Annotated in this window: 17 protein-coding genes, 1 other RNA gene and 1 pseudogene; 8 read left to right on the top strand and 11 right to left on the bottom strand. The window is 69.6% G+C overall.

Annotation, left to right across the window (positions count from 1 at the left end):
• Positions 1-59: 59 nt before the first annotated feature.
• The 6 genes from ACH4S7_RS03185 to ACH4S7_RS03210 form a co-directional block, all read right to left on the bottom strand.
• On the bottom strand, positions 60-1,676 hold the full coding sequence (locus ACH4S7_RS03185) for a hypothetical protein (protein WP_398519321.1): 1,617 nt from the start codon (positions 1,674-1,676) through the stop codon (positions 60-62).
• A 273-nt stretch (positions 1,677-1,949) separates the two neighbouring features.
• Positions 1,950-2,930, bottom strand: coding sequence for a hypothetical protein (locus ACH4S7_RS03190; protein ID WP_398519322.1), 981 nt, complete (start codon positions 2,928-2,930; stop codon positions 1,950-1,952).
• 132 nt (positions 2,931-3,062) lie between these two features.
• Positions 3,063-3,851 carry a hypothetical protein gene (locus ACH4S7_RS03195; RefSeq protein ID WP_398519323.1) on the bottom strand — a complete coding sequence of 263 codons (789 nt, stop codon included), beginning with the start codon at positions 3,849-3,851 and terminating at the stop codon, positions 3,063-3,065.
• Between the two features lie 26 nt (positions 3,852-3,877).
• Entirely contained in the window at positions 3,878-4,927 is a 1,050-nt protein-coding gene (locus tag ACH4S7_RS03200) for a hypothetical protein (RefSeq protein WP_398519324.1), read from the bottom strand.
• The gene (locus tag ACH4S7_RS03205) at positions 4,924-5,211 is read right to left on the bottom strand and encodes a hypothetical protein (RefSeq protein ID WP_398519325.1); all 288 of its coding nucleotides are present in this window, start codon (positions 5,209-5,211) and stop codon (positions 4,924-4,926) included. The genes ACH4S7_RS03200 and ACH4S7_RS03205 overlap by 4 nt, the downstream gene beginning before the upstream one ends.
• Before the next feature lie 71 nt (positions 5,212-5,282).
• Positions 5,283-5,867, bottom strand: coding sequence for a hypothetical protein (locus ACH4S7_RS03210; RefSeq protein ID WP_398519326.1), 585 nt, complete (start codon positions 5,865-5,867; stop codon positions 5,283-5,285).
• Between the two features lie 411 nt (positions 5,868-6,278).
• On the opposite strand from ACH4S7_RS03210, the gene ACH4S7_RS03215 reads away from it, so the two are divergent.
• The 4 genes and pseudogenes from ACH4S7_RS03215 to ACH4S7_RS03230 all read left to right on the top strand — a co-directional run.
• Positions 6,279-6,920, top strand: a complete 642-nt coding sequence (locus tag ACH4S7_RS03215; protein ID WP_398519327.1) for a ParB N-terminal domain-containing protein — start codon at positions 6,279-6,281, stop codon at positions 6,918-6,920.
• An 11-nt stretch (positions 6,921-6,931) separates the two neighbouring features.
• Positions 6,932-7,564, top strand: a complete 633-nt coding sequence (locus tag ACH4S7_RS03220; protein WP_398519328.1) for a hypothetical protein — start codon at positions 6,932-6,934, stop codon at positions 7,562-7,564.
• 120 nt (positions 7,565-7,684) lie between these two features.
• Positions 7,685-8,728 (top strand): peptidoglycan-binding protein, encoded by a 1,044-nt coding sequence (locus ACH4S7_RS03225; RefSeq protein WP_398519329.1) that lies wholly within the window; start codon positions 7,685-7,687, stop codon positions 8,726-8,728.
• Between the two features lie 54 nt (positions 8,729-8,782).
• Positions 8,783-9,142, top strand: a pseudogene (locus ACH4S7_RS03230) (single-stranded DNA-binding protein); the annotation flags it as partial.
• A 130-nt stretch (positions 9,143-9,272) separates the two neighbouring features.
• Here ACH4S7_RS03230 and ACH4S7_RS03235 read toward each other — a convergent pair.
• From ACH4S7_RS03235 to ACH4S7_RS03245, 3 genes are read right to left on the bottom strand one after another with little or no spacing between them, the layout of a single operon-like run.
• Entirely contained in the window at positions 9,273-10,865 is a 1,593-nt protein-coding gene (locus ACH4S7_RS03235) for a hypothetical protein (protein WP_398519330.1), read from the bottom strand.
• Positions 10,866-10,905: 40 nt separating this feature from the next.
• On the bottom strand, positions 10,906-11,298 hold the full coding sequence (locus tag ACH4S7_RS03240; protein WP_398519331.1) for a hypothetical protein: 393 nt from the start codon (positions 11,296-11,298) through the stop codon (positions 10,906-10,908).
• Positions 11,279-11,950 (bottom strand): RNA polymerase sigma factor, encoded by a 672-nt coding sequence (locus ACH4S7_RS03245; RefSeq protein ID WP_398519332.1) that lies wholly within the window; start codon positions 11,948-11,950, stop codon positions 11,279-11,281. The genes ACH4S7_RS03240 and ACH4S7_RS03245 overlap by 20 nt, the downstream gene beginning before the upstream one ends.
• A gap of 230 nt (positions 11,951-12,180) precedes the next feature.
• Here ACH4S7_RS03245 and ACH4S7_RS03250 point away from each other — a divergent pair, with 230 nt between their 5' ends.
• Both ACH4S7_RS03250 and ACH4S7_RS03255 read left to right on the top strand, forming a co-directional pair.
• Positions 12,181-12,483 (top strand): hypothetical protein, encoded by a 303-nt coding sequence (locus tag ACH4S7_RS03250; protein ID WP_398519333.1) that lies wholly within the window; start codon positions 12,181-12,183, stop codon positions 12,481-12,483.
• A gap of 459 nt (positions 12,484-12,942) precedes the next feature.
• Entirely contained in the window at positions 12,943-14,181 is a 1,239-nt protein-coding gene (locus ACH4S7_RS03255) for a tyrosine-type recombinase/integrase (RefSeq protein WP_398519334.1), read from the top strand.
• A 308-nt stretch (positions 14,182-14,489) separates the two neighbouring features.
• On the opposite strand, the gene rnpB is transcribed toward ACH4S7_RS03255, so the two are convergent.
• Positions 14,490-14,893: RNase P RNA component class A (gene rnpB / locus ACH4S7_RS03260), an RNA gene on the bottom strand.
• 235 nt (positions 14,894-15,128) lie between these two features.
• Positions 15,129-16,565, bottom strand: a complete 1,437-nt coding sequence (locus tag ACH4S7_RS03265; protein WP_398519335.1) for an RNB domain-containing ribonuclease — start codon at positions 16,563-16,565, stop codon at positions 15,129-15,131.
• 557 nt (positions 16,566-17,122) lie between these two features.
• Between ACH4S7_RS03265 and yaaA the strand changes: the two genes are divergently transcribed.
• A complete protein-coding gene (gene yaaA / locus ACH4S7_RS03270; RefSeq protein WP_398519336.1) occupies positions 17,123-17,923 on the top strand; it encodes a peroxide stress protein YaaA in 801 nt (266 codons plus the stop codon).
• A 234-nt stretch (positions 17,924-18,157) separates the two neighbouring features.
• The gene (locus tag ACH4S7_RS03275; RefSeq protein WP_398519337.1) at positions 18,158-18,775 is read left to right on the top strand and encodes a bifunctional 4-hydroxy-2-oxoglutarate aldolase/2-dehydro-3-deoxy-phosphogluconate aldolase; all 618 of its coding nucleotides are present in this window, start codon (positions 18,158-18,160) and stop codon (positions 18,773-18,775) included.
• Positions 18,776-19,090 lie beyond the last annotated feature (315 nt).

Raw genomic sequence — 19,090 nt, forward strand, 5'->3', positions numbered from 1 at the left:
AGGCGAGGCGCGCGCCGCCACGGTACGAAAAGGTCGGGGCGCGCCTGGAGCGCGCCGTCTCAGCCGACGGTGGCGAGGTCGGTGTAGAGCGTCGCGAACATCTCGGCGATCTTCAGCTCCGGCTTCCCGGCGCGCCGGTAGGCGTTGGCGATGTCCCGCTCCCCGCGCTCCTCCAGCAGTTCGATCACCGTCGCGCGGTGATCGATGACGAAGTTGCGCAGCTTCATCATCGGCGGCGGCGCGCCCTCGTCCGGGCCGGAGACCGGCTGAAGGTGCTCGTGCATCGTCATGCCCAGGATTCGAGCCTGGATCTCGGCCTCGGCGAGCAGCACCGACATCACCTTGGTGACCTTCGGCGATTGGGTGGGCCGACGCGGGGGAAGGTCCTGCGGCTCCTCGGCCTCGCTGACCTCCTCGATCCGTTCGGAAGGGGGGCGCTCCTCGGCCGGGTCCGGGGGCGGCGGCGTCCCTTCCTCGGTCGGATCGGACCCGCCCGTGTCCGACTGCACGGTTCCCTCATCGCCCGCACCCCCGGACGGGAACTGCTGCTCGCCTCCGTCGTGGCCCCCCTGCTCCTGCTGTGCCTTCTCCGCCTTTGCCTGGAGGTGTTCGAGGGACCTGGTGATCAGTTCGTCAGCGCTCATCACCCCCCATGCGGTTTCCGTCGTCACGGTCCTGAGCGTGCGACGGCCATGCTCCTCTCGTGCGTCGAGGAGAGCCTTCTGCGGATCGGTGGGGTGCATCAGGGCGCCACGGATCAGGGCGGCGGCCTGCTCACCGGTCAGGGCGTCACGCCGGTCGGCGGACGGCTGATGCGGGGGCGACGGCGGAGGTTCCTGCCTGCGCTCCCCCAGATCGGCGTCGGGGCGCAGCTCAGAAGTGGAGCGGACGACGGCGGCATCCTGGAGCCCGAGGCGGCGTAGCAGCTTGTCCACGGTGAAGTCGGTGAACCGCTGTGATTCGCCGGGCTTGATCTCCATGTGGAGGGTGCGGACGCCGGTAAGCCACACTTCGCCGATGGAGTGGATGTCGACGACCGCGTCGACCGCCGCGGGAAGGTTCTTTTCCGCCTTCACCTTCCGGGTGGTGGAGCGCGTGGGCTTGTCGTTCTCGAAGGCGGTAACGATCTCGGTCCGGGCGAGCAGGAGACACGGACCCTCGTGTCGGCGGAGCAGCCACAGCACCTCTCCCCAGCGGTCCTTGGCTCTGTTCCACAGGTCGGGGTCGACGACAACGGGGTCGTCGAGGGTGGGCACGCGGGTGCGGTTGCTCTGTGCCTTGCGGATGGCGCGGTTGCGCGCGTACCTGGCCACTTCGTCGCTGAGCATGTCCCACAGCGAGGTCATGGTGTCGATGACGAGCATGTTCGGCCGGTCGTCGGTGCGGGGCTGGGCATTGACCCAGCGGATGGCGTCAAGGATGTCCTGGTAAGAGCCGTCGTGCGGGACGATCTCGTAGTCGGCACCGGGCACGCGGCCGTAGTAGTCGGCTGTCCCTTCGGTGCCGCCGATCTCGATCCAGTAGGTGACGCCGATCAGGTCGGAGCCGGAACCGCGCGCGGCTTCGAAGCTCTTGCCGGTCTTTTCGGGGCCGGTGATCAGGACGAGCGGAGGGTTCGGCTTGCCGGTGGGCTTCCGGCTCTTTCGGGCGCGCTGGGGCGCGGTGATACCAGCCACGGAGCGGGGCCTTTCAATTCGGGTCTGTCCGGGTTGCTCTCCCGGATGGTGCGGCGCGGGGGGCCTTAACCTCTCCCCCTGACGTCCGCTGTATTATTCTATCGCGTTCGGACCCAGAATCAACCGAATCAACGCAGGTCAGAGGCCGGCCTCCCCACCGCCGGAACGGCCTGCGCCCGGCCGGCACCAGGCCCTCGGGGCGCGGGAACCCGGACACACCAACGGCGGGCGCCCCGGATGGGACGCCCGCCGCGAGACGCGCCGTGCGGAACGTCAGGAAGGACGAGCGGCTTCGCTGTCGGCCGCGAGACCGTCCATGCTCACGCCGTCGCCCTGCTCTGCCTGCTTCTCCGCCCGGTAGCGGGAGTCGAAGCGGGGACCCACGTTCTTGCGGCCGTTCTGCGGACTCTGTCCCAGTCGGCGGCCGAGCTGTGTCGGGCAGAGGTCACCGCGCGGGCCGAACCGGTGCCGCTCGTCGGCATCCCTCGCCCTCTTGTAGATGCCGTACAGCTCGCCCTCGGGCAGCACCGTCACCGGCCCGATCTCCGGCGCCTCCTCGGGAAACTGCCCTCTGCGCTCCGTCTCCCTCTTCACTTCGGGTGCCGGCCCGTCGGTCCCCTCGGGAGCGTGGGGCCTCTCGGTGAGAACCTGCGCCACGGGACGCGGGGGTATCTGCCGCTGCGGAGACGCAGGCGCGGGGCCCGACTCGTCGAGCAGCGCGCCGCTACCGTCCGCGTCGACCCAGTCCGACCCCGCTCCGCGCGCACGGACGAACCCGGAGATGTGCAGGCCGAACGAGCCGCCGAGCGGCACCATGGCGGCCACCGCGCTGCCGACCAGGTACACGTACAGACGGTTCTCTGACATCACGGCCGGCGCTGCGCCGGTGCTGAACCACCCGGACAGTGCGACAAGGGCGTGGCCGACGTTCGCGGCGATCGAGATCAGCAGCAGGAACGCGAAGATGAGCCAGAGCGACCAGTAGTAGCCGCCCTCGGCCCCTGTGGCGGTGCGTTTGCGGATGGTGGTGACGGCTCCCGCGTTGAACGCGAGGAGGAGTTCGAGAGAGCCGGCCATCGCTGCTGCGGCGAGCGTGGGGAAACCGATCAGCATCCCAGCCCAGTGGAGCTGGTACAGGGAGGCAAGCATCATCCCGAAGCCCGCGGTCGCGGCACCGATGCGGAGGCTGCGGTGCCAGTCCCTCAGCTCCCGCTCACCCTGGGTGATGGCACGTACGGTAGACAGGTTCGGCAAGGTGATCCCTTTTCCGTTCGGGTCTTCCCGGGGACCTATGCTCATCGGCCCTCGGATTGCCCCAAACGATATAGCCTCTGCCGCCTAGCGCGCTGCCCCCGACAGGTTACGGACCGTCACGACCGTTGGTGCTCACCAGTCCAACGCCTTGGTGGGGGCGCGCCTGTCCGGTCCGACGACCTTCGCCAGGTACGCCCGGTCCTCGATCCGGGACACCAGCCGCTCACGGAGCACTGCCCGGATCTGGTCGCGCTTCATGTTCGTCGAGAACGCGGTCGGCTTGTTCGACGCCAGCCGGGAGCCGACGAGATCGGTCGTCTCCCGACGGACGTACTCGGTCTGCACGCCGTCCATCTCGCCGCAGAACTCATCAAGGATCAGGAGGTCAGGTTCCTCGACGTAGCGCTTGCGGACCTGGTGGGCGCTCAGGTCGCCGGGCCCGCCGTCGGGACGACGCCAGGCGATGTAGGTGGAGTGCTGCACGAACCGCACGAACAGCCCCCGGTCGCTGGCCTCGTTGCCCAGCGCCGTGATCGCCGTCGTCTTCCCGGAGCCGATGTTCCCGGACAGGATGAAGTGCATGGTGCTGGGTCGGGCCTCCTTCCGCTTCGCCTCGACGAGGGAGTCGAGCCACCCGCTCAGCGCCTGGGGCCGCTGGTAGTCGTCCAGGTCGGCGAACCGCCACTTCAGGTAGTCGTCGTGGTCGGCGGCCTTCACGCTGTTCGTCCAGGCAAGGGCGCGGGCTCTGGCCTGCGGGACGGAAACGTCCTCCCACAGGTCGATGTCGTCTTCGTCGGCCGGGTCGGGCACGCCGAGCTTCGAGAGGTCGGCCCCGCCACGCCGCAGGGCTGCGACCACGCGGTCCGCGATGTCGAACACGGGCTTCGGCTCGCGCTCGGGGATGAAGCGTTCAACTGCCATGGTGCTCACCGCCTGCTCTCCTCTCTCTAGGCGGCGACGATGCCGAAGGTGACATCGTCGTCGGGGCTCGCCTCCATGGCGCTGTCCGTGGGCGGGCCGCCCGTGCCGTCCGTTCCCCAGGTCTCGGCGTCGCTGTACGGGGCGGGTCGACCTCCGTGCATCCCGGGCACCGGCTTGTTGTTGCGCTCGTCGCTCAGCGCTCGCTGGAACTGGTAGGCGGTCGGGAAGTGCACACCGGTGCGCTGGAGGGCCTTCGCCACCTGCTTCTGCGTGTAGTCGGCGTCCAGAGCCTGCTGGCTGAGCTTGACGAGGCCGAAAAACCAACCGGACTTCCGCTTGCCCGCGTACGGGCCAAGGCGCTCCGTCGCGAACCCGTAGTACCAAGTGGCGACCTCCTGGGCGGGCGACTTCTCCTTGGACTCCTTCTGCTCGCCCTCCGGCTCCGCCTTCTTCTCCTTCACCGCCTGCTGCTGCTTGACCTCCGGCTCCGCCTTCGTCGCCGGCGCGCCCTGGCGAGCCTTCTTCGCGGCGGAGCGGGTGGCGGCCGGAGGAGTGGGACGCTTCTTCTTCTGCCGCTGCGGCTGCGTGGCCGGCTCGTCGGGAACCCCGTCGGTCTCACCGTCAGGAGCGACCGAGTCGTCACCGGCCTCGAAGCCGTCGGGGCCAAAGGTGTCGTCGGGGTACCGGACCCGGAAGGAGCCGTCCTCCTGCTCCACCACGGGGATGTCCAACTTCCCGCCGAAGGCGACGTAGTCGCTCGCCCACTGCTCGTTGGAATACACGCTGATCGCGGCGCCCATGGCCGTTTTGCCGTCGAAGAAGCGCCGCCGCTCCAAGCGGTAGTAGCCGTTCGCAGCCAGCTCGTGCAGCGCCTTACGGACCGCGTCGCGGCCCTCGCGCCCCTCCCCGCGCGCCAGTTGCTCGGAGCGGACGCACCAACTGTCCGCCTGGTCGAGGCAGTACGTCAGCACTCCGAGGGCCCGGTAGCTGAGGCGGGTATCGCGGACCGTGTCGGACTCGACCTGGACGTAGTAGGGGGCCCGGCGGTTGACGCGCACCGCGCTGCGGTCGGTCACGCTGCCGCCTCGCTCGACTCGTGCGACAGACGGAAGTGGGTGTGCCAGGTCTTGCGGCCGTGGACGCCCATTTCGTACACGCGCCGGGACTCGACCATGCCCTCCGCGCGCAGCTCGGAGAGGGGTTCCCGGGCCTGGTGGTTGGTCAGGTTGCACGCGTCGGCGGCGGCCTGGACGGTGGCCCAGTCCCCGTCGCTCTCCAAGACGAGGTAGCAGTACAGCCGGAACGCACGATCAGATATGCCACCGGCAAGAGCCGGAGGAATGTGGGTGTGGGTGAGCACAGCAATGGTCCTTCAGGGAGGGCCCGGCCGCAGGAGGGAGTGCGGCCGGGCGTCGTTCAGGGGTGTGCGGACTACTGCTGCTCTGCGTCGCGCCCCTGCTGGGCGGGAAGCATGGGCACGCCGCGCAGCAGACTGTCGAGCTGCCCCTTGCGGAACGCCTCCATCAGGGTTTCCTGGCCGCCCTCCTTCCAGGTGAGGGTCACGGTCCCGGTGGGCTGCCCTCCGGGGGTGCGCGTGATGCCGGGGATCACCTCGCCGGAGCGCTTGTCGACGATGCTGTTCGTCGCCTTGTCGTACTTCGCTCGCTTGAGCGTCGCGGCGCGGAACGCGGGACGGGCACGGATGATCACCTCGATCTCGTCGTGCTCCTCGGCGAAGGCGGTGAACGCGTCTTCGTCCCCGACGTCGAACTTGTCCTGAGAGATGGCCACCGTGTGCGTGGCGACGGGGATACCGCCCACTTTCACGTCGATCGACTTGGTGCTGCGGTCAGGATCGTCGTACGCGGTCAGGAGCGGCCCCTTCACGCCCCCGATCTTGACGTCGATCTCGGGAACGATCCGCTCCTTGTACAGCTTGGCGAAGGCCGACAGCAGCGCGGCGTCCCCCAGGGACAGGACGGGCTCCTGCGTGTCTTCGATGTCGTCCAACGACATGCGGGGTCCTTTCTCACCCGGGGCGTGGCCCAGGGCTTTTCGGGTCTGTCCCGGGCGAGGTGCAGTGGGTGTCGCCAGTAAGTACGTCGACCGGCGAAATCTGTGACACCTAGGCCCAGGCGGCTGGGTCGCTCTCCCAGCCGTAAGAAATAGTACAGCACGCGTCGACCCGGGACGCAAGTAGGCCCCGCCCCATACCTTCCGCCCAGCTCCCCCGCCCATGGCGACGTCACCAGGGGCGGGCGGGCTCCGGCACCACCCCATCCGGAACGAGGGCGGTGCCGGCCCGGCGACGAGCGTGGCCCGGCCATGACGGCATACCCCGCTTGCGAGGCAGGGTGCCGCGGTTGAAGTCCGCGGGCTCGCAGACCGCGCCCGTCGCCGGCACCCCTCCGGACCGGAAGGACCGCCGTGACTGAGACCGTGCGCGCCCCGCGCTACACCACCTACATCCCGCTGACCGACCTCGCCCCCGCGCCCGGCAACCCGAAGAAGCACGAAACCGAAAGGATCATCGAGAGCATCAGCACTCACGGTTTCGTCGACCAGCCCGTAGCCGACGAGCGCACGAGCACGATCCTCGGCGGCCACGGACGCCGCGAAGCGCTCATAGAGATGCAGGCCCGGGGCGAACCGCTGCCGGCCGGGCTCCTCCTCGACGAGGACGGCGGCTGGCTGGTACCCGTCCAGCGCGGCTGGTCCAGCCGGTCCGACGCCGAAGCCAAGGCGCTGACCATCAAGCTCAACAAGATCGGCGCCGACGGCGGCTGGAATCCGCGCCCCTTTGCGGCCTACCTCGAAGACATCGTGACCGCCGACGCCGAGCTGTACGACTCGCTCGCCATCGCCGAGGACGAGTTGGAGACCCTGCTGCGCCAGGTCGACCCCGAGACACTTCCCGGCGCGATCAACGAAGACCAGCCCCCTGCGCTGCGTCTCCCGGCCGACGACAGCGACACCCTAGGCGGCGACGGCTTCAGCTCCGACGACGAGGGACGCGCCCGACTGGCCAATTGCCCATCCTGCGGGCACATGTTCGCTCCCGGGCGCTGAGGAGCAGCCCCATGTCCAACCGTCGCAAGCCCCGCCGCTCCAACGGCCGCCCCACCCTGCTCTCCGAAGAGGTCGAGGGCCGCATCATCGCCGCGACCCGCACCGGCATCGCCGTCGAACTCGCTGCTGAAGCGGCCGGCATCTCCAGCGCCACCTATCACCGGTGGATGGCTCGCGGCCGTGCCGAGGCCGCCACGCGCGAGGACGGACAGCCCTCCAACCGGGACGAGGACCCGTACGTCGAGCTGTTCGAACGGGTCCGCGCCGCCCGTGCGATGGCCGCCGCCCGCGCCATGGCGAACATCCGACGGGTCGCCGACGGAGGGATCACCACGAAGGTCACCACCAGAAAGTTCCGCGACCCAGAGACCGGGCAAATCGTCGAGGAGATCACCGAGGACCGCACAGCCCCGGACTGGCGCGCCGACGCGTGGTACCTGGAGCGGCAGCACCGCAACCACTACGGCAAGGACGCCGCACTGGCGATCGAGATCACCGGCCTGGACAGCGCCGCGCCCTCCGAGAACGACCACGTCGACCTCGGCGCGCTCGCCGAGCGCCTGAACCAAACACTGTTCGCCGTCCAGTACCCCGACCCGCCTGAACTGGAAGGCGTCGTCGACGTCGAGGTCATCGACGAATGACCCGCAGGACCACAACTACCCGCCGCCCGGTCCGCGCCCGCGCAGTCAGCGCGCGACACAAACACCGCACCACCTACACGGTGCTTCCTCCCTGACCACAGCCACCGGAGGGCACCACCCATGCAGATCATCTCCCGCGCAAAGTGGGGCGCGACGCCCTGGAACGGCACCCCCGCGACCGTCGGGCTGAACCGACGCACCGAGTTCTTCGTCCACTACGACGGTGGCTCACCCGTCTCCCGCAGCGGCTTCGCCATCATGCGCGCGATCGAAGCCGCGCACCTGGGCCAGGGCTGGGCCGGCATCGGCTACAACTTCGTGATCGACCAGCAGGGACACATCTACGAAGGTCGCGGCTGGCACTTGCAGGGCGCGCACTGCCCCAAGCACAACGTCACCGGCATCGGTGTGCAGATCGCCATCGGCGGCGCCCAGGAACCCAGCGCGAAGGCACTCGCGGCGGCCCGCGCCTTGTACGAGGAGGCGTGCAGGCTGACCGGCCGCACCCTCGCCAAGCGCGGCCACAAGGACGGAATCGCCACGGCCTGCCCCGGTGCCAAGCTCTACCAGTGGGTGCGGGCAGGAATGCCGGCCGGGGACTACAAGCCCGCTCCGAGCCCCGGCGGTCCGACCCGGCCCGGCTCGTCCGTCGCCCGCAATCAGGTCACCATCAACGGGCTCAAGTACGGGTACGGCGCCAAGGGGGCACATGTGACCCAGGTCGGCGAAGCCCTGGTGAAGAAGGGATTCGGCCGCCACTACACCTCCGGCCCCGGCCCGACATGGACGGATGTCGACACCCGGGCCTACGGCGACTTCCAGAAGTCTCTGGGCCACAGAGGTAAGAACGCCGACGGCGTCCCCGGGGAGGACTCGCTCAAGCGTCTTCTCGGCTCCCTGCCCAGCAAGGTGACCGCGAAGCCCATGCCGCCGTTCCCCGGCAAGAGCTACTTCGGGCCGGGCAAGACCAACAGCCACATCACCATCCTCGGCACGCGGCTCGTGGCCAAGGGCTTCGGCCGGCACTACACCTCCGGACCGGGCCCCGCCTGGTCCGAGGCGGACCGCCAGGCCGTCGCCGCCTTCCAGCGCTCCCGCAAGGAACTCAGCGGAGACCCGGACGGCATCCCCGGCCCGCTCACCTGGCGCCTCCTGTTCTCCTGAACCATCCCCGGGCCGGCCCGAGCGGGCCGGGCCGCACCACGAAAGGCCGCTCAAGTGGCAGGCGAGACCGTCATCACCCTGGTCGGCAATCTTGTCGACGACCCCGAGCTTCGGTTCACCCCCTCCGGGGCGGCCGTGGCAAAGTTCCGCGTCGCTTCAACCCCTCGCACGTTCGACCGACAGACAAACGAGTGGAAGGACGGCGAGAGCCTGTTCCTGACCTGCGCCGTGTGGCGTCAGGCCGCTGAGAACGTCGCCGAGTCACTGACCCGCGGAACCCGCGTCATCGTGCGCGGGCGTCTCAAGCAGCGCTCCTACGAGGACCGCGAGGGTGTCAAGCGCACCGTGTACGAACTGGATGTGGAGGATGTCGGCGTCAGCCTGAAGAACGCGACAGCGAAGGTCACCAGGACCGGGGCACAGCGCCCGGCTGCCCCTGCCGGTACGACGGAGCGCCCTGTGGCCGACGACCAGTGGGCGACTGAGCCGCCCTTCTGATTCTCCGAGCCGTGCCGCACAGACCACCGTCTGCGCGGCACGGTCTCTACACGGTCAGGGTGATCCGGGATTCCAGCAGCACCATCCGGCCCCCGCCGCCCAGGTCATCACCCTCGCGCCTGGCGGTCAGCTCACCAGTGACAGGAAGGTCCTCGCTCACGTCTTCTCTGTCTTCCAGGGGCGCCCCAGCGGAGCCCGGCTTGGGTTTCGGAGTCAGAGAATGCGGCGGCACCGGGACCGGCAGGACAGGTGCCGTCGACGGCTTCCCCGACTCAGGCGGCCTTGGCTTCGGCTTCGGCTTCGGCTTTACGATCTGCGCCCATTCCTCCCCGCAGGGCTTCTCCTTCGGGTCCGGGGGCGGGTCCGGGGGCGGGTCCGGGACCGGGGACGGGTCCGGCAACGGGGGCGGAGGAGAGGTCGGGTCCGGGGTCGGGGGCGGAGGCGGGAGCGGAGCAGCAGGTTCAGGAGCCGGACTACCGCCCCCGGGCGAAGCCTCCGCCGACGGCCACGGCGCCGGTGCGATGGCCTGCCCACTCCCGACTTCAATCGGGCTCGGCTCGACCGGCACCGGCGACAGCTCATCCCCCAACGCGAGCGCCGGGGCACCCTTCGCACCATCCGGCACCACGCCCAGGTAGGAACCGTTGTCCACCCCGAGGACCGCATGGGCAGCCTTCAGCACGGAGGCATCGACCCGAGTCTTCTGCGAGGGGGACAAGAGCGCCGGCATGTCGGACACGTCGAGACCCAAGGTCCCCAGCGTGAGCGCAGCCAACCGCGCCGGCAGCGGCCCCGAAGCGTGCGAGGCTGGCATCTTCCTCGGCTCAGCCCTCAGCAACTCCAGATACTCGTTCAACCGCGTCTGGTCCGTGCCCCACAGCACGTATCGGTCCGTGCGGGACATGTTCGGGTACAGCTCCTTGGAGCCGTCCTGCTGCGCCCACGTCTTGGCGTAATCGGCGTCTCCGAAGATGCGCAGACCAAGGCGCTCGGACCCGTAGGAGAACGTGAAGACCGTGTAGTCCGGTCCGTTCGCCGCCTTGGTTGCCATCACCGTCCCGTCGGAGTCCGTGCACTCCGCAGCCAAGGTGCCCATGGGTGTGCAGTCGATCTTCCCCGTCTCGGAGAAGTCCATGAAGTGAGGTGCTTCGAAGGGCTTCGGCCCCAGATTCCCGCCGACGAGGGTGGAAGAGTTCGTACCGGGATTCTCGTCCGGGACGCTCGCCGCCGTCTGGGACGCGTCGGCTCCCATGACATGGCCCAGCGCCCAAGTTCCGACGAACGCCGGCACCAGCGCCACAGCGACCGCCCACTTCTTCACACGACTCACAGAGTCCGCTGGCGCGAGCGGTTCCTCCACGGTCGGCGGCAGGTCGACAGGCGGAGCAGGCTCAAACGGCCCCAGCAGCTCGTCGAAGTCCTTGAACTCAGCGTGCTGGCGCACCAGCCGCTCGATCTCCTCCTCCAGCAGGTCCGGCATGGCGGCCTTGATCTGCCGCACGGCCGAGTAGAAACTCTGGGGGCGCAGGAACAGGTGCCGCGCACCGTTGACGTTGACCACGCCCACGTCAGCGAGCGCCACATCGTCATCCTGCTCGTCGCTGAGGACGTGGATCTGGATCGGGGACACGGCGGTCACAGCCGCTTCCCCAGCTTCAGACCCTCGGATGCTTCGCTGTTCACCTCTGTCGGTCTCTTTCTTCACTGCTCTGCAAAATGCGCGCGATGCGGGCGGCCGTCTTCTCAGCGCGCTCCGGGGTGATCGCTTCGATGTCGGTGAGGAGGAGCTGGCCGCCACCGGGCAGCTCGATCTCCTCCCGGTGGATCTCCAACTCGTCCAGACCGTCGCTCGTTCCAGCGTCTTCGCGCGTCTCTTGTGGATTCTGAGCACGCGCGTACTCGCGGAGCACCGCATCGCGAGTGGCCCTCACCCGCGCGGGATTGCGCCGGTACCCCGGCCGCAGCGCGCCCGCAGCGGCCAGCATCTGGCGCGTCTCCTCGTCGTGAGGGGCGGGGCCGCCGTCCAGCGCCCGCTCCAGACGCTCACTCTGGTCAGCGCGTCGCCACGACATTCGCCTCCACCTTTCGTTCCTCAACCCGTGTACCGACCACTCTGCTTCTTCGCACGGCCGCCGTCAGCAGCTCTTCGACCAGTTGGGAAGACGACTCCCCAGACGGCATGACCGCGGCGAGCTTGCGCAGCGCCCTCACCGTCAGGGTACGGACAGCACCGTCTGTCTTCCCCATGATCTGCGCCGTACGCCCCGGGCTCTCCCCGTCGAAGAACCGCAAGATCAGCACCTGCTGCTGCTCAGGGCGCAGCTTGTTCAGGGAAGCCGCGATGGCCTGGGCGAGCGCGCGCCTCTCGGCATACTCCTCCGGCCCCTCGCCGACACGAGGCCGGTCAAGTTCCAGGTGCTCCGCGTAAAGGACTTCCGAGGGGCGGCGCTGCACAGACCGTAGGTAGTCCAGGGCGGTGTTCTTGGTGATCGTGCGTAGCCAGGCCAGGAAGTTCGTTCCAGGCCGGTACTTGCTGATGCTCTGGGAGACCTTCAGCCAAGTCTCTTGAGTCAAGTCCTCCGCTACATGCCCGTCCCAGACGTAGCGCCGAGTCCAGTTGTAGACGGTGTCGTTGAGGTCGTCGTAGAGAGCCGCGAAGGCGTCTCCCCCGTCGGCCCCACCCGCTGCGGCGCGTGTGACCAGCTCTTCCAAGGTCTCAGTCACGACGTGGTATCCCCCCATGAACTACAAGCAGCACGATCACCGCCCTGGGCCCCCTCCGCTTTCACATGCGGAGGTAGTCGTTCCAACGCGGTGCCGAGGAAGCATAACCGGACACACTCAAGATCGTTTACTGAGATTGCCATACATCCAGACCGGTGTCGTGGTATACGGTCTGCCTGCACGCCGGGAGAGCAGCCCGGCCACAGACCCGAACGAAAGGCCGCACCGCCATGCCCCCGGCCTCCACCGATCACGCCCTGATGCTCCTGCCGTACGACGAGTGGATCTCCATCCCCACGGCCGCGCGACGGGCGCAGCTCGACGAGGGCACCACCACCAAGATCGTGAGGGCCGGCCGCCGACGCGGCGTTCTGCGCACCCGCGGCGAAGGGGAGGCCCTGGAGGTCATGCGGGTTCACCCCGGCCCGCGCCGCCGAGCCACCCCACGTCGACGCCCCAGCGGTAGCGGCCGGCCGACGGGCAACGGGCAGCCCCACCCAGCGGCAGGCTCTGCCGGCTTCCACGGGGTGTAACAAATTCCGCTCGTCCACGTACATGTCGGTGCCGGACTGAACGTAACCGGCTCCATCCGGCCGGATCGGTCTGCCGGGGGGAACCTGCGGATGAGCAAGGATGAATATGTCTCGCGGCGGATCTAACGCATTGCTGAGTTTCGAGACGATTGCCGAGCGAATGGAAGTGTCAAGGCGCTCCGTGGTCGACAACTACAAGAGTTGGGATCTCCCCGTCGTGCGTGTCAGCGACCGCATTCTGCGCGTACGGGAGCGCGAATTCGAAGCGTGGATTGCTGCACGTACGGAGTGAATTCCCATTACGGGAAAGAAGCTCACGGTCGGGAACCGCAGTTGCCTTTCCGACCGCCCCGGCCTCCCGACCAACAGGCTTGACCTGCCGGGTCCCCCCGTACGTACAGTCCAACTCCCCTGGCCAGGGCAGCACCTGAGAACCGTCAAAATCAAGAGAGGCACCCCGTGGCGCTTCCACCGACCGTCTACAAGCGGTGTGACTGCCCTGACCAGGACAGACCGAAGAAGACCGGATGCAATCACTCCTGGTCCTACAACCGCACGAACAGCAAGGGCAATCGCACCCGCGCCACGATTCCCGATTCCGTCGGCCTGACCCTTGCCCAGGCTCAGGCGATTCTGGACGGCTTGGCTTCCGGCGTGGCCCCGGAGCCCGTTGAAGCGAACCTGACCTTCGAGAAGTGGGCGGCCGACTGGTTCGGCAGGCGCCGCGCGAAGGAGTCCAGCGTGGCGAGCTACGAGATAGCCATCCGTCGCCACCTCAACCCGCGTTGGGGGAGGCAGCGGATCAGAACCATCAAGAAGCGCCAGGTCGAGACCTGGGTGCAGGAGATGGAGGAGAGCACGGCCATCGCCAACTCGACGGCGAGCGGTCACTGGAGGGTCTTCCAGATGATCATGAAGGATGCGCTCCAGAACGGGAAGATCGCGCTCAACCCTACGTACGAGGTGTCTGGCCCCTACGTAGGCCCGTCGACGTCGTACGTCTTCAGCCCGGAGGAGTGCTGGGCGATCTACGACGAGTTCCCGGAGCGCTACCGCCTCATCCCCATGATCGGTTTCGCCTGCGGCACGCGGCAGGCGGAGGCTTTCGCCGTGTGCGAAGACGTGCTCGACGCACGCCGCGGCCTGCTGACCGTGCGACGCCAGGTCATCGGGACCAAGGAAACGCGCTACAAGCGCCTCCTCGTCGAACGCCTCAAGACGAGCCCACGCCTCGACTCGAAGGTCGTTCCGGTGCCTCCGTACCTTCTGGAGGCCCTTGAGGAGCACGTGTACCGCTTCCCGCCCCGGGTCGCGGAAACCGTGCTGTGGGAGCACAGGGGGAAGATCGAGGACTGCGCGCGCGGCTCGGCGCGCGCCTTCTTCTGGTCGTCGCGCAACAACCTGCTGAGCCGCGACCACTTCAACGACGACCTGTGGAAGCCCGCGCTGCGGAAGCTGGGCATCCTCGACGCAGACGGCAAGCTCCCGACGTTCCACGACCTTCGGCACACCTTCATCTCTACGTGCCTCCAGAACGGGATACCCGAGCACACCGTGGCCGCATGGGTGGGAGACACCGTCGAGGAGATCCGCCGCACGTACAGCCACCTCCTCAAGGACCACGGCGAGACGCACGGAGCACTCGCCGCCAGCCTGACCGCACGACCGGTAGCGCCGGCCACCCTCCTGGCAGCCTGACACTCCTCGCCGGTTCCCCGCCTTCGCACCCTCGACGCCCTCGTCCAGCCCTCCGCTGGGCGGGGGCGCCTTGCGTACGGACGGGGCTGTATTACGCAGAGAATCACCGCAGGTCGGTGACCAGCACGGGCACCATGAAGGCCGCGCTCCGTGGCTACCCTCATGGCTACCCTCATGGCTACCCTCGAACCCGGGCGGTCCGGTTTGAACCGGTATGGAGCGGGGTTTAGCGAAGCCCACCCGCCCATGGAAAGCCCATAGAAAAGGGCTTCTGACCTGCAAGTTTGCTGGTCAGAAGCCCTGAGGGGCAGACGAGTCGGGCTGTACGCCGGGTTCTGTGCCCCGGGACCTCGCGGTCGTCGGGGCGACGGCCATCCATCTAGGGCCGGTGTTGCCACCGGCCTCGTGCGGTCTACCCGCGGACTCGGGCGGGCAGCCCTCGAACGTCCGCGCAGAGCCACGGTCTCCCGCGACTCCTCTTGACCTTGCTCCGGGTGGGGTTTACCTAGCCGCCTGAGTCACCCCAGGCGCTGGTGGTCTCTTACACCACCGTTTCACCCTTACCGAGGGGCGAGGCCCCCCGGCGGTCTGTTCTCTGTGGCACTGTCCCGCGGGTCACCCCGGGTGGGCGTTACCCACCACCCTGCTCTGTGGAGCCCGGACGTTCCTCGGGAGGATCCGGAGATCCTCACGCGGCCGTCCGCCCGGCTCGTCTGCCGTGGCGACCATGCTACCCGCCGCGTGCGGGTAGTGGGACGTTCGCCCTTGTCGTGGCGGTGCGGACGCCGCCGTGCCTACGAGGATCAGGGGGATCGCCGCGGTCGCGCGACGGCGGCGGCCGGGCGCTGACCGACGGCGGGCGGGCGACCGTCACGGTGGAGCCGGCCGCCAGTGCCTCGTACGCGTACGAGGCACTGGCGGCGGCCGTCGAACGGCCGTGCGGGGAGCTATGCCGGGGTGAACAGGGCCTTCGCCACGCCCGGTTCCGCCTGGGTGAGCCGTACCCGCAGCCGCTCCCCCAGCGGGAGCGGCTCCCCGCCCTCGACCCGCGCCACCACGGCCGGGTCCGTCAGTTGCACCGTCCCGGTCGTGGGTTCGTTCTCGCGGACGTCCACCACGACGCCCTCGAACTCCTCCCCCACCCGGTCCCTCAGCAGCGCCGCCTCGATCAGGTCGACGGACTCGCGCTCGACCGCGTTCGCGCGCCGGGCGCCACCCGCCATCTCCCCCGGCAGCGCGTCCAGCGCGGTGAGCACCCATTCAGGAACGCCCTGCCCCGCGCACGCCGCGAGGCACAACTCCCCGGTGTAACGGTCGACCAGCCGCCGCAGGGGCGCGGTGCAGTGCGTGTACTCGGCGGCGACCGCCGCGTGGATCGCGGGCGACGGCAGCCGGCCCCCGGTGAAGACGGTGTAGCCGGCGCCGCGCAGCAGGGTGGTGCACTCCTGGAGGAAGGCCGCGTGGTGGCTGTCGCGCGGGTCGAGGGACCGGACGAGTTCGGCGTAGGAGACATGGTGCGGCCACTCGACACCGAGAGCCGTCGCCGTGCGGCGCAGCCGGGCCACGGCGCCGTCGGGGGCGGTCGGCAGCGTGCGCAGCACGCCGGTGCCCGCCGTGGTCATGATCTCGGCGGCGGCCATGCCGGTGAGCAGCGAGATCTGGGCGTTCCAGCCGTCTACGGGGTGCGGGGCCCGGTAGGCGAGGTGGTACGAGCCGTCGCGCTGGACGACCTCCTGTTCGGGAACGGTCAGCGAGATGCCGCCGCGTTCCCGCTCCAGCTCCTCCCGGAGCAGTCCGACGACCCGGAGCAGGATGAGGGGTTCCTCGGCGGTCCGGACGTCGAGGTGGCGCTGGGCCGACGCGTAGTCGAGCCGGACCCGGCTGCGGACGAGCGCGCGCCGCACCTCGGCGGCGACGGTGCGCCCGTCGGAGTCGAGGTCGATCCGCCAGAGGAGAGCGGGGACGGTCCGGCCGGGGTGGAGGCTGGCGACGCCCGCGGAGAGTACCGGCGGGTGCAGGGGCACATTGCCGTCGGGGAAGTAGAGGGTCTGGACGCGGCGGTGGGCCTCGGAGTCGATCGTGCCACCGGGTGCGACGAAGGCGGCGACGTCGGCGATGGCGTAGTGGACCCGGTAGCCGCTGCCGTGGGGGGCCAGGTGCATTGCCTGGTCGAGGTCGACGGAGGCCGGCGGGTCGATCGTGAAGAAGGGGATACCGGTGGCGTCGGCGTCGGGCAGCCGGGGCTCCCGGGCGGCGGTCTCGGCCTCCGCGAGGACGGCGGGCGGGAAGTCGCCGGGGACGCCGAGGGCCGTCCGCAGTCCGCTCAGTGCGGTCCGCAGCGGAGCCTCCGCGGCGCCGACGGTGTGCAGGAGGCGGCGAGGCATGGCCCGAGCGTAGGGCGGCCGGGGGCGCTGGGCACGCCGACATGCCCGGTCCGGGCACGGGTATTGGTGGGGGCGCCGGCCGGGACGGGCCGACGGTGGTCAAGGGGTGCGGCGAGAAGTCGCCAGGAAGGTTTGAGCGCGGGTCGGCTGCCGTTACCGGGCTTCCCACCTGAGCGCTCGTCTTTCACTCCTGCGAGTGACTGCGCGCCTCGGTGTCGGTGCTTACGGTTGACGGCGGGGGGCGCCACCCGGACATGGAGCCCACCGGATCGGATGCCGAGCGCCCCGGACTCGGCAGCAAGGAGTATCCGGGCCCTGACCCGCCTCCACCCTGACCCGCTTCCACCCTTTGCTGACGGGTCCGCCCAGCGCGCGTGATCCGTCGGGCCGGGCCGCTCCGCACTCCTCCGCGGGCGGCCCGGTACCCAGCGGCGCGTACCCTGGCGCGGGGCCCTGCCCCGTACATCCATGTCCCCGGCCCGCTGCCCCAGGGACCCGTACGCACGCATGTACCCGCCATGTACCCGCACGCATTCGCATAACGAAGGAGAGTGGCCGTGCTCGTGCTGTTGCCGCCGTCGGAGGGGAAGGCCGCTTCCGGGCGCGGGGCCCCGCTGAAGCCGGAGTCCCTGTCGCTGCCGGGGCTCGCCGACGCGCGCGCCGCCGTCCTGGACGAGCTGGTCGAGCTGTGCGCCGCCGACGAGGAGAAGGCGCGCGCGGTCCTCGGGCTGAGCGAGGGCCTGCGCGGCGAGATCGCGAAGAACGCGGAGCTGCGGACCGCCGGGACCAGGACGGCCGGCGAGATCTACACCGGAGTGCTGTACGACGCACTGGATCTCGCGACCCTGGAACCGGCCGCGAAGCGTCGGGCGCGGGCCTCGCTGCTGGTCTTCTCGGGGCTGTGGGGCGCGGTGCGGGTGGGCGACCGGATTCCGTCGTACCGCTGCTCGATGGGGGTGCGGCTGCCGGGTCTCGGCGCGCTCGGCGCGTACTGGCGGGGCCCGATGGAGTCCGTGCTCCCGGAGGTCGCGGGCGATGGACTCGTCCTCGATCTGCGGTCGTCCGCTTATACGGCGGCGTGGAAGCCCAAGGGCGAGGTGGCCGGGCGCACGGCCACGGTCCGGGTGCTCCACTCCCAACTGGTCGACGGCGTCGAGAAGCGCTCGGTGGTGAGCCACTTCAACAAGGCGACCAAGGGCCGGATCATCCGTGACCTGCTGCTGGCGGACGCGCGGCCCAAGGGGCCCGGAGAGCTGGTGGCGGCGCTGCGGGACCTCGGCCATGTGGTGGAGGCGGCGGCACCGGCGCGGGCGGGGCGGCCATGGGCGCTCGATGTGGTGGTCACCCAGATCCACTGATGCGCAGATCTGCTGATGCTCGGATCTACTGATGCCCGGATCCAGAGGAGCCGCGGTCCCGGTGCGCCGGGATCCAGGGGGCGCCCGGGTCCACCTCCGACCCGGAGCGGCTCATGCCCGGAGTGGCGCAGATGCGCCGGGGACCTCGCCCCTGGTACTTCGGACCACTCCGGGACATTGCACAGTGCGCAACGCGCGTTGCGCATTATGTGAGCCGCACGGCAGGATGAGCGTATGACCTCCGTCCTTGACCTCGCGCCCGTCGTTCCCGTCGTCGTCATCGAGAACGCCGAGGACGCCGTCCCGCTCGCGCGGGCCCTCGTCGCGGGCGGGCTGCCCGCGATCGAGGTGACGTTGCGGACGCCCGCCGCGCTCGACGCCATCCGCGCCATCGCGGCCGAGGTGCCCGAGGCCGTGGTGGGCGCCGGCACGGTGATCTCCCCCGACCATGTGGACGCGGCGCTCTCGGCCGGGTCCCGGTTTCTGGTGAGCCCCGGCTGGACGGACGGGCTGCTGGACTCGATGCTCCGGTCGGGCGTGCCCTTCCTGCCGGGGGTCTCGACCGTCTCCGAGGTCGTGAACCTGCTGGAGCGCGGCGTGAACGAGATGAAGTTCTTCCCGGCCGAGGCGGCGGGCGGCACGGCCTACCTCAAGTCCCTCGCGGGCCCCCTGCCGCAGGCCCGGTTCTGCCCGACCGGCGGAATCTCGCTCTCCTCGGCGCCCTCGTACCTCGCGCTGCCGAACGTGGGCTGTGTGGGCGGCACCTGGATGCTGCCCGCTGACGCGCTCGCCGCCAAGGACTGGCGCCGGGTCGAGGCGCTCGCGTCGGAGGCATCGGCCCTGCGCGGCTGACGCACCGACGCGCTCCCGACCGCGACGGCCGGCCGTCCGACCAGGGTCTTTAAGTCGGACCAGGCTGGGTTAGTGAGCGGGATCTGGTGCATGGAGTCTCCCCGGGCCCGCAGGGGCCCAGGCGTGGGGTCTCCCCAGGCCCCCGGGCCGAGGTGTGGGGTCTCCCCGGGCCCGCAAGGGCCGAGGTGTGGGGTCTCCCCAGGCCCCCCGGGCCGAGGGGACGGATCGCAAGGCCGGAGGATGGGGGCACCTCCCGGCCGGAGGCTGGGGGAGAGTCAACGCGGTGGGGGTCCCTCCCGTGCCCGCCAGGGCGCA

It is taken from the genome of Streptomyces sp. NPDC020965 (genome assembly GCF_044333555.1).
Taxonomy (GTDB): Bacteria; Actinomycetota; Actinomycetes; order Streptomycetales; family Streptomycetaceae; genus Streptomyces.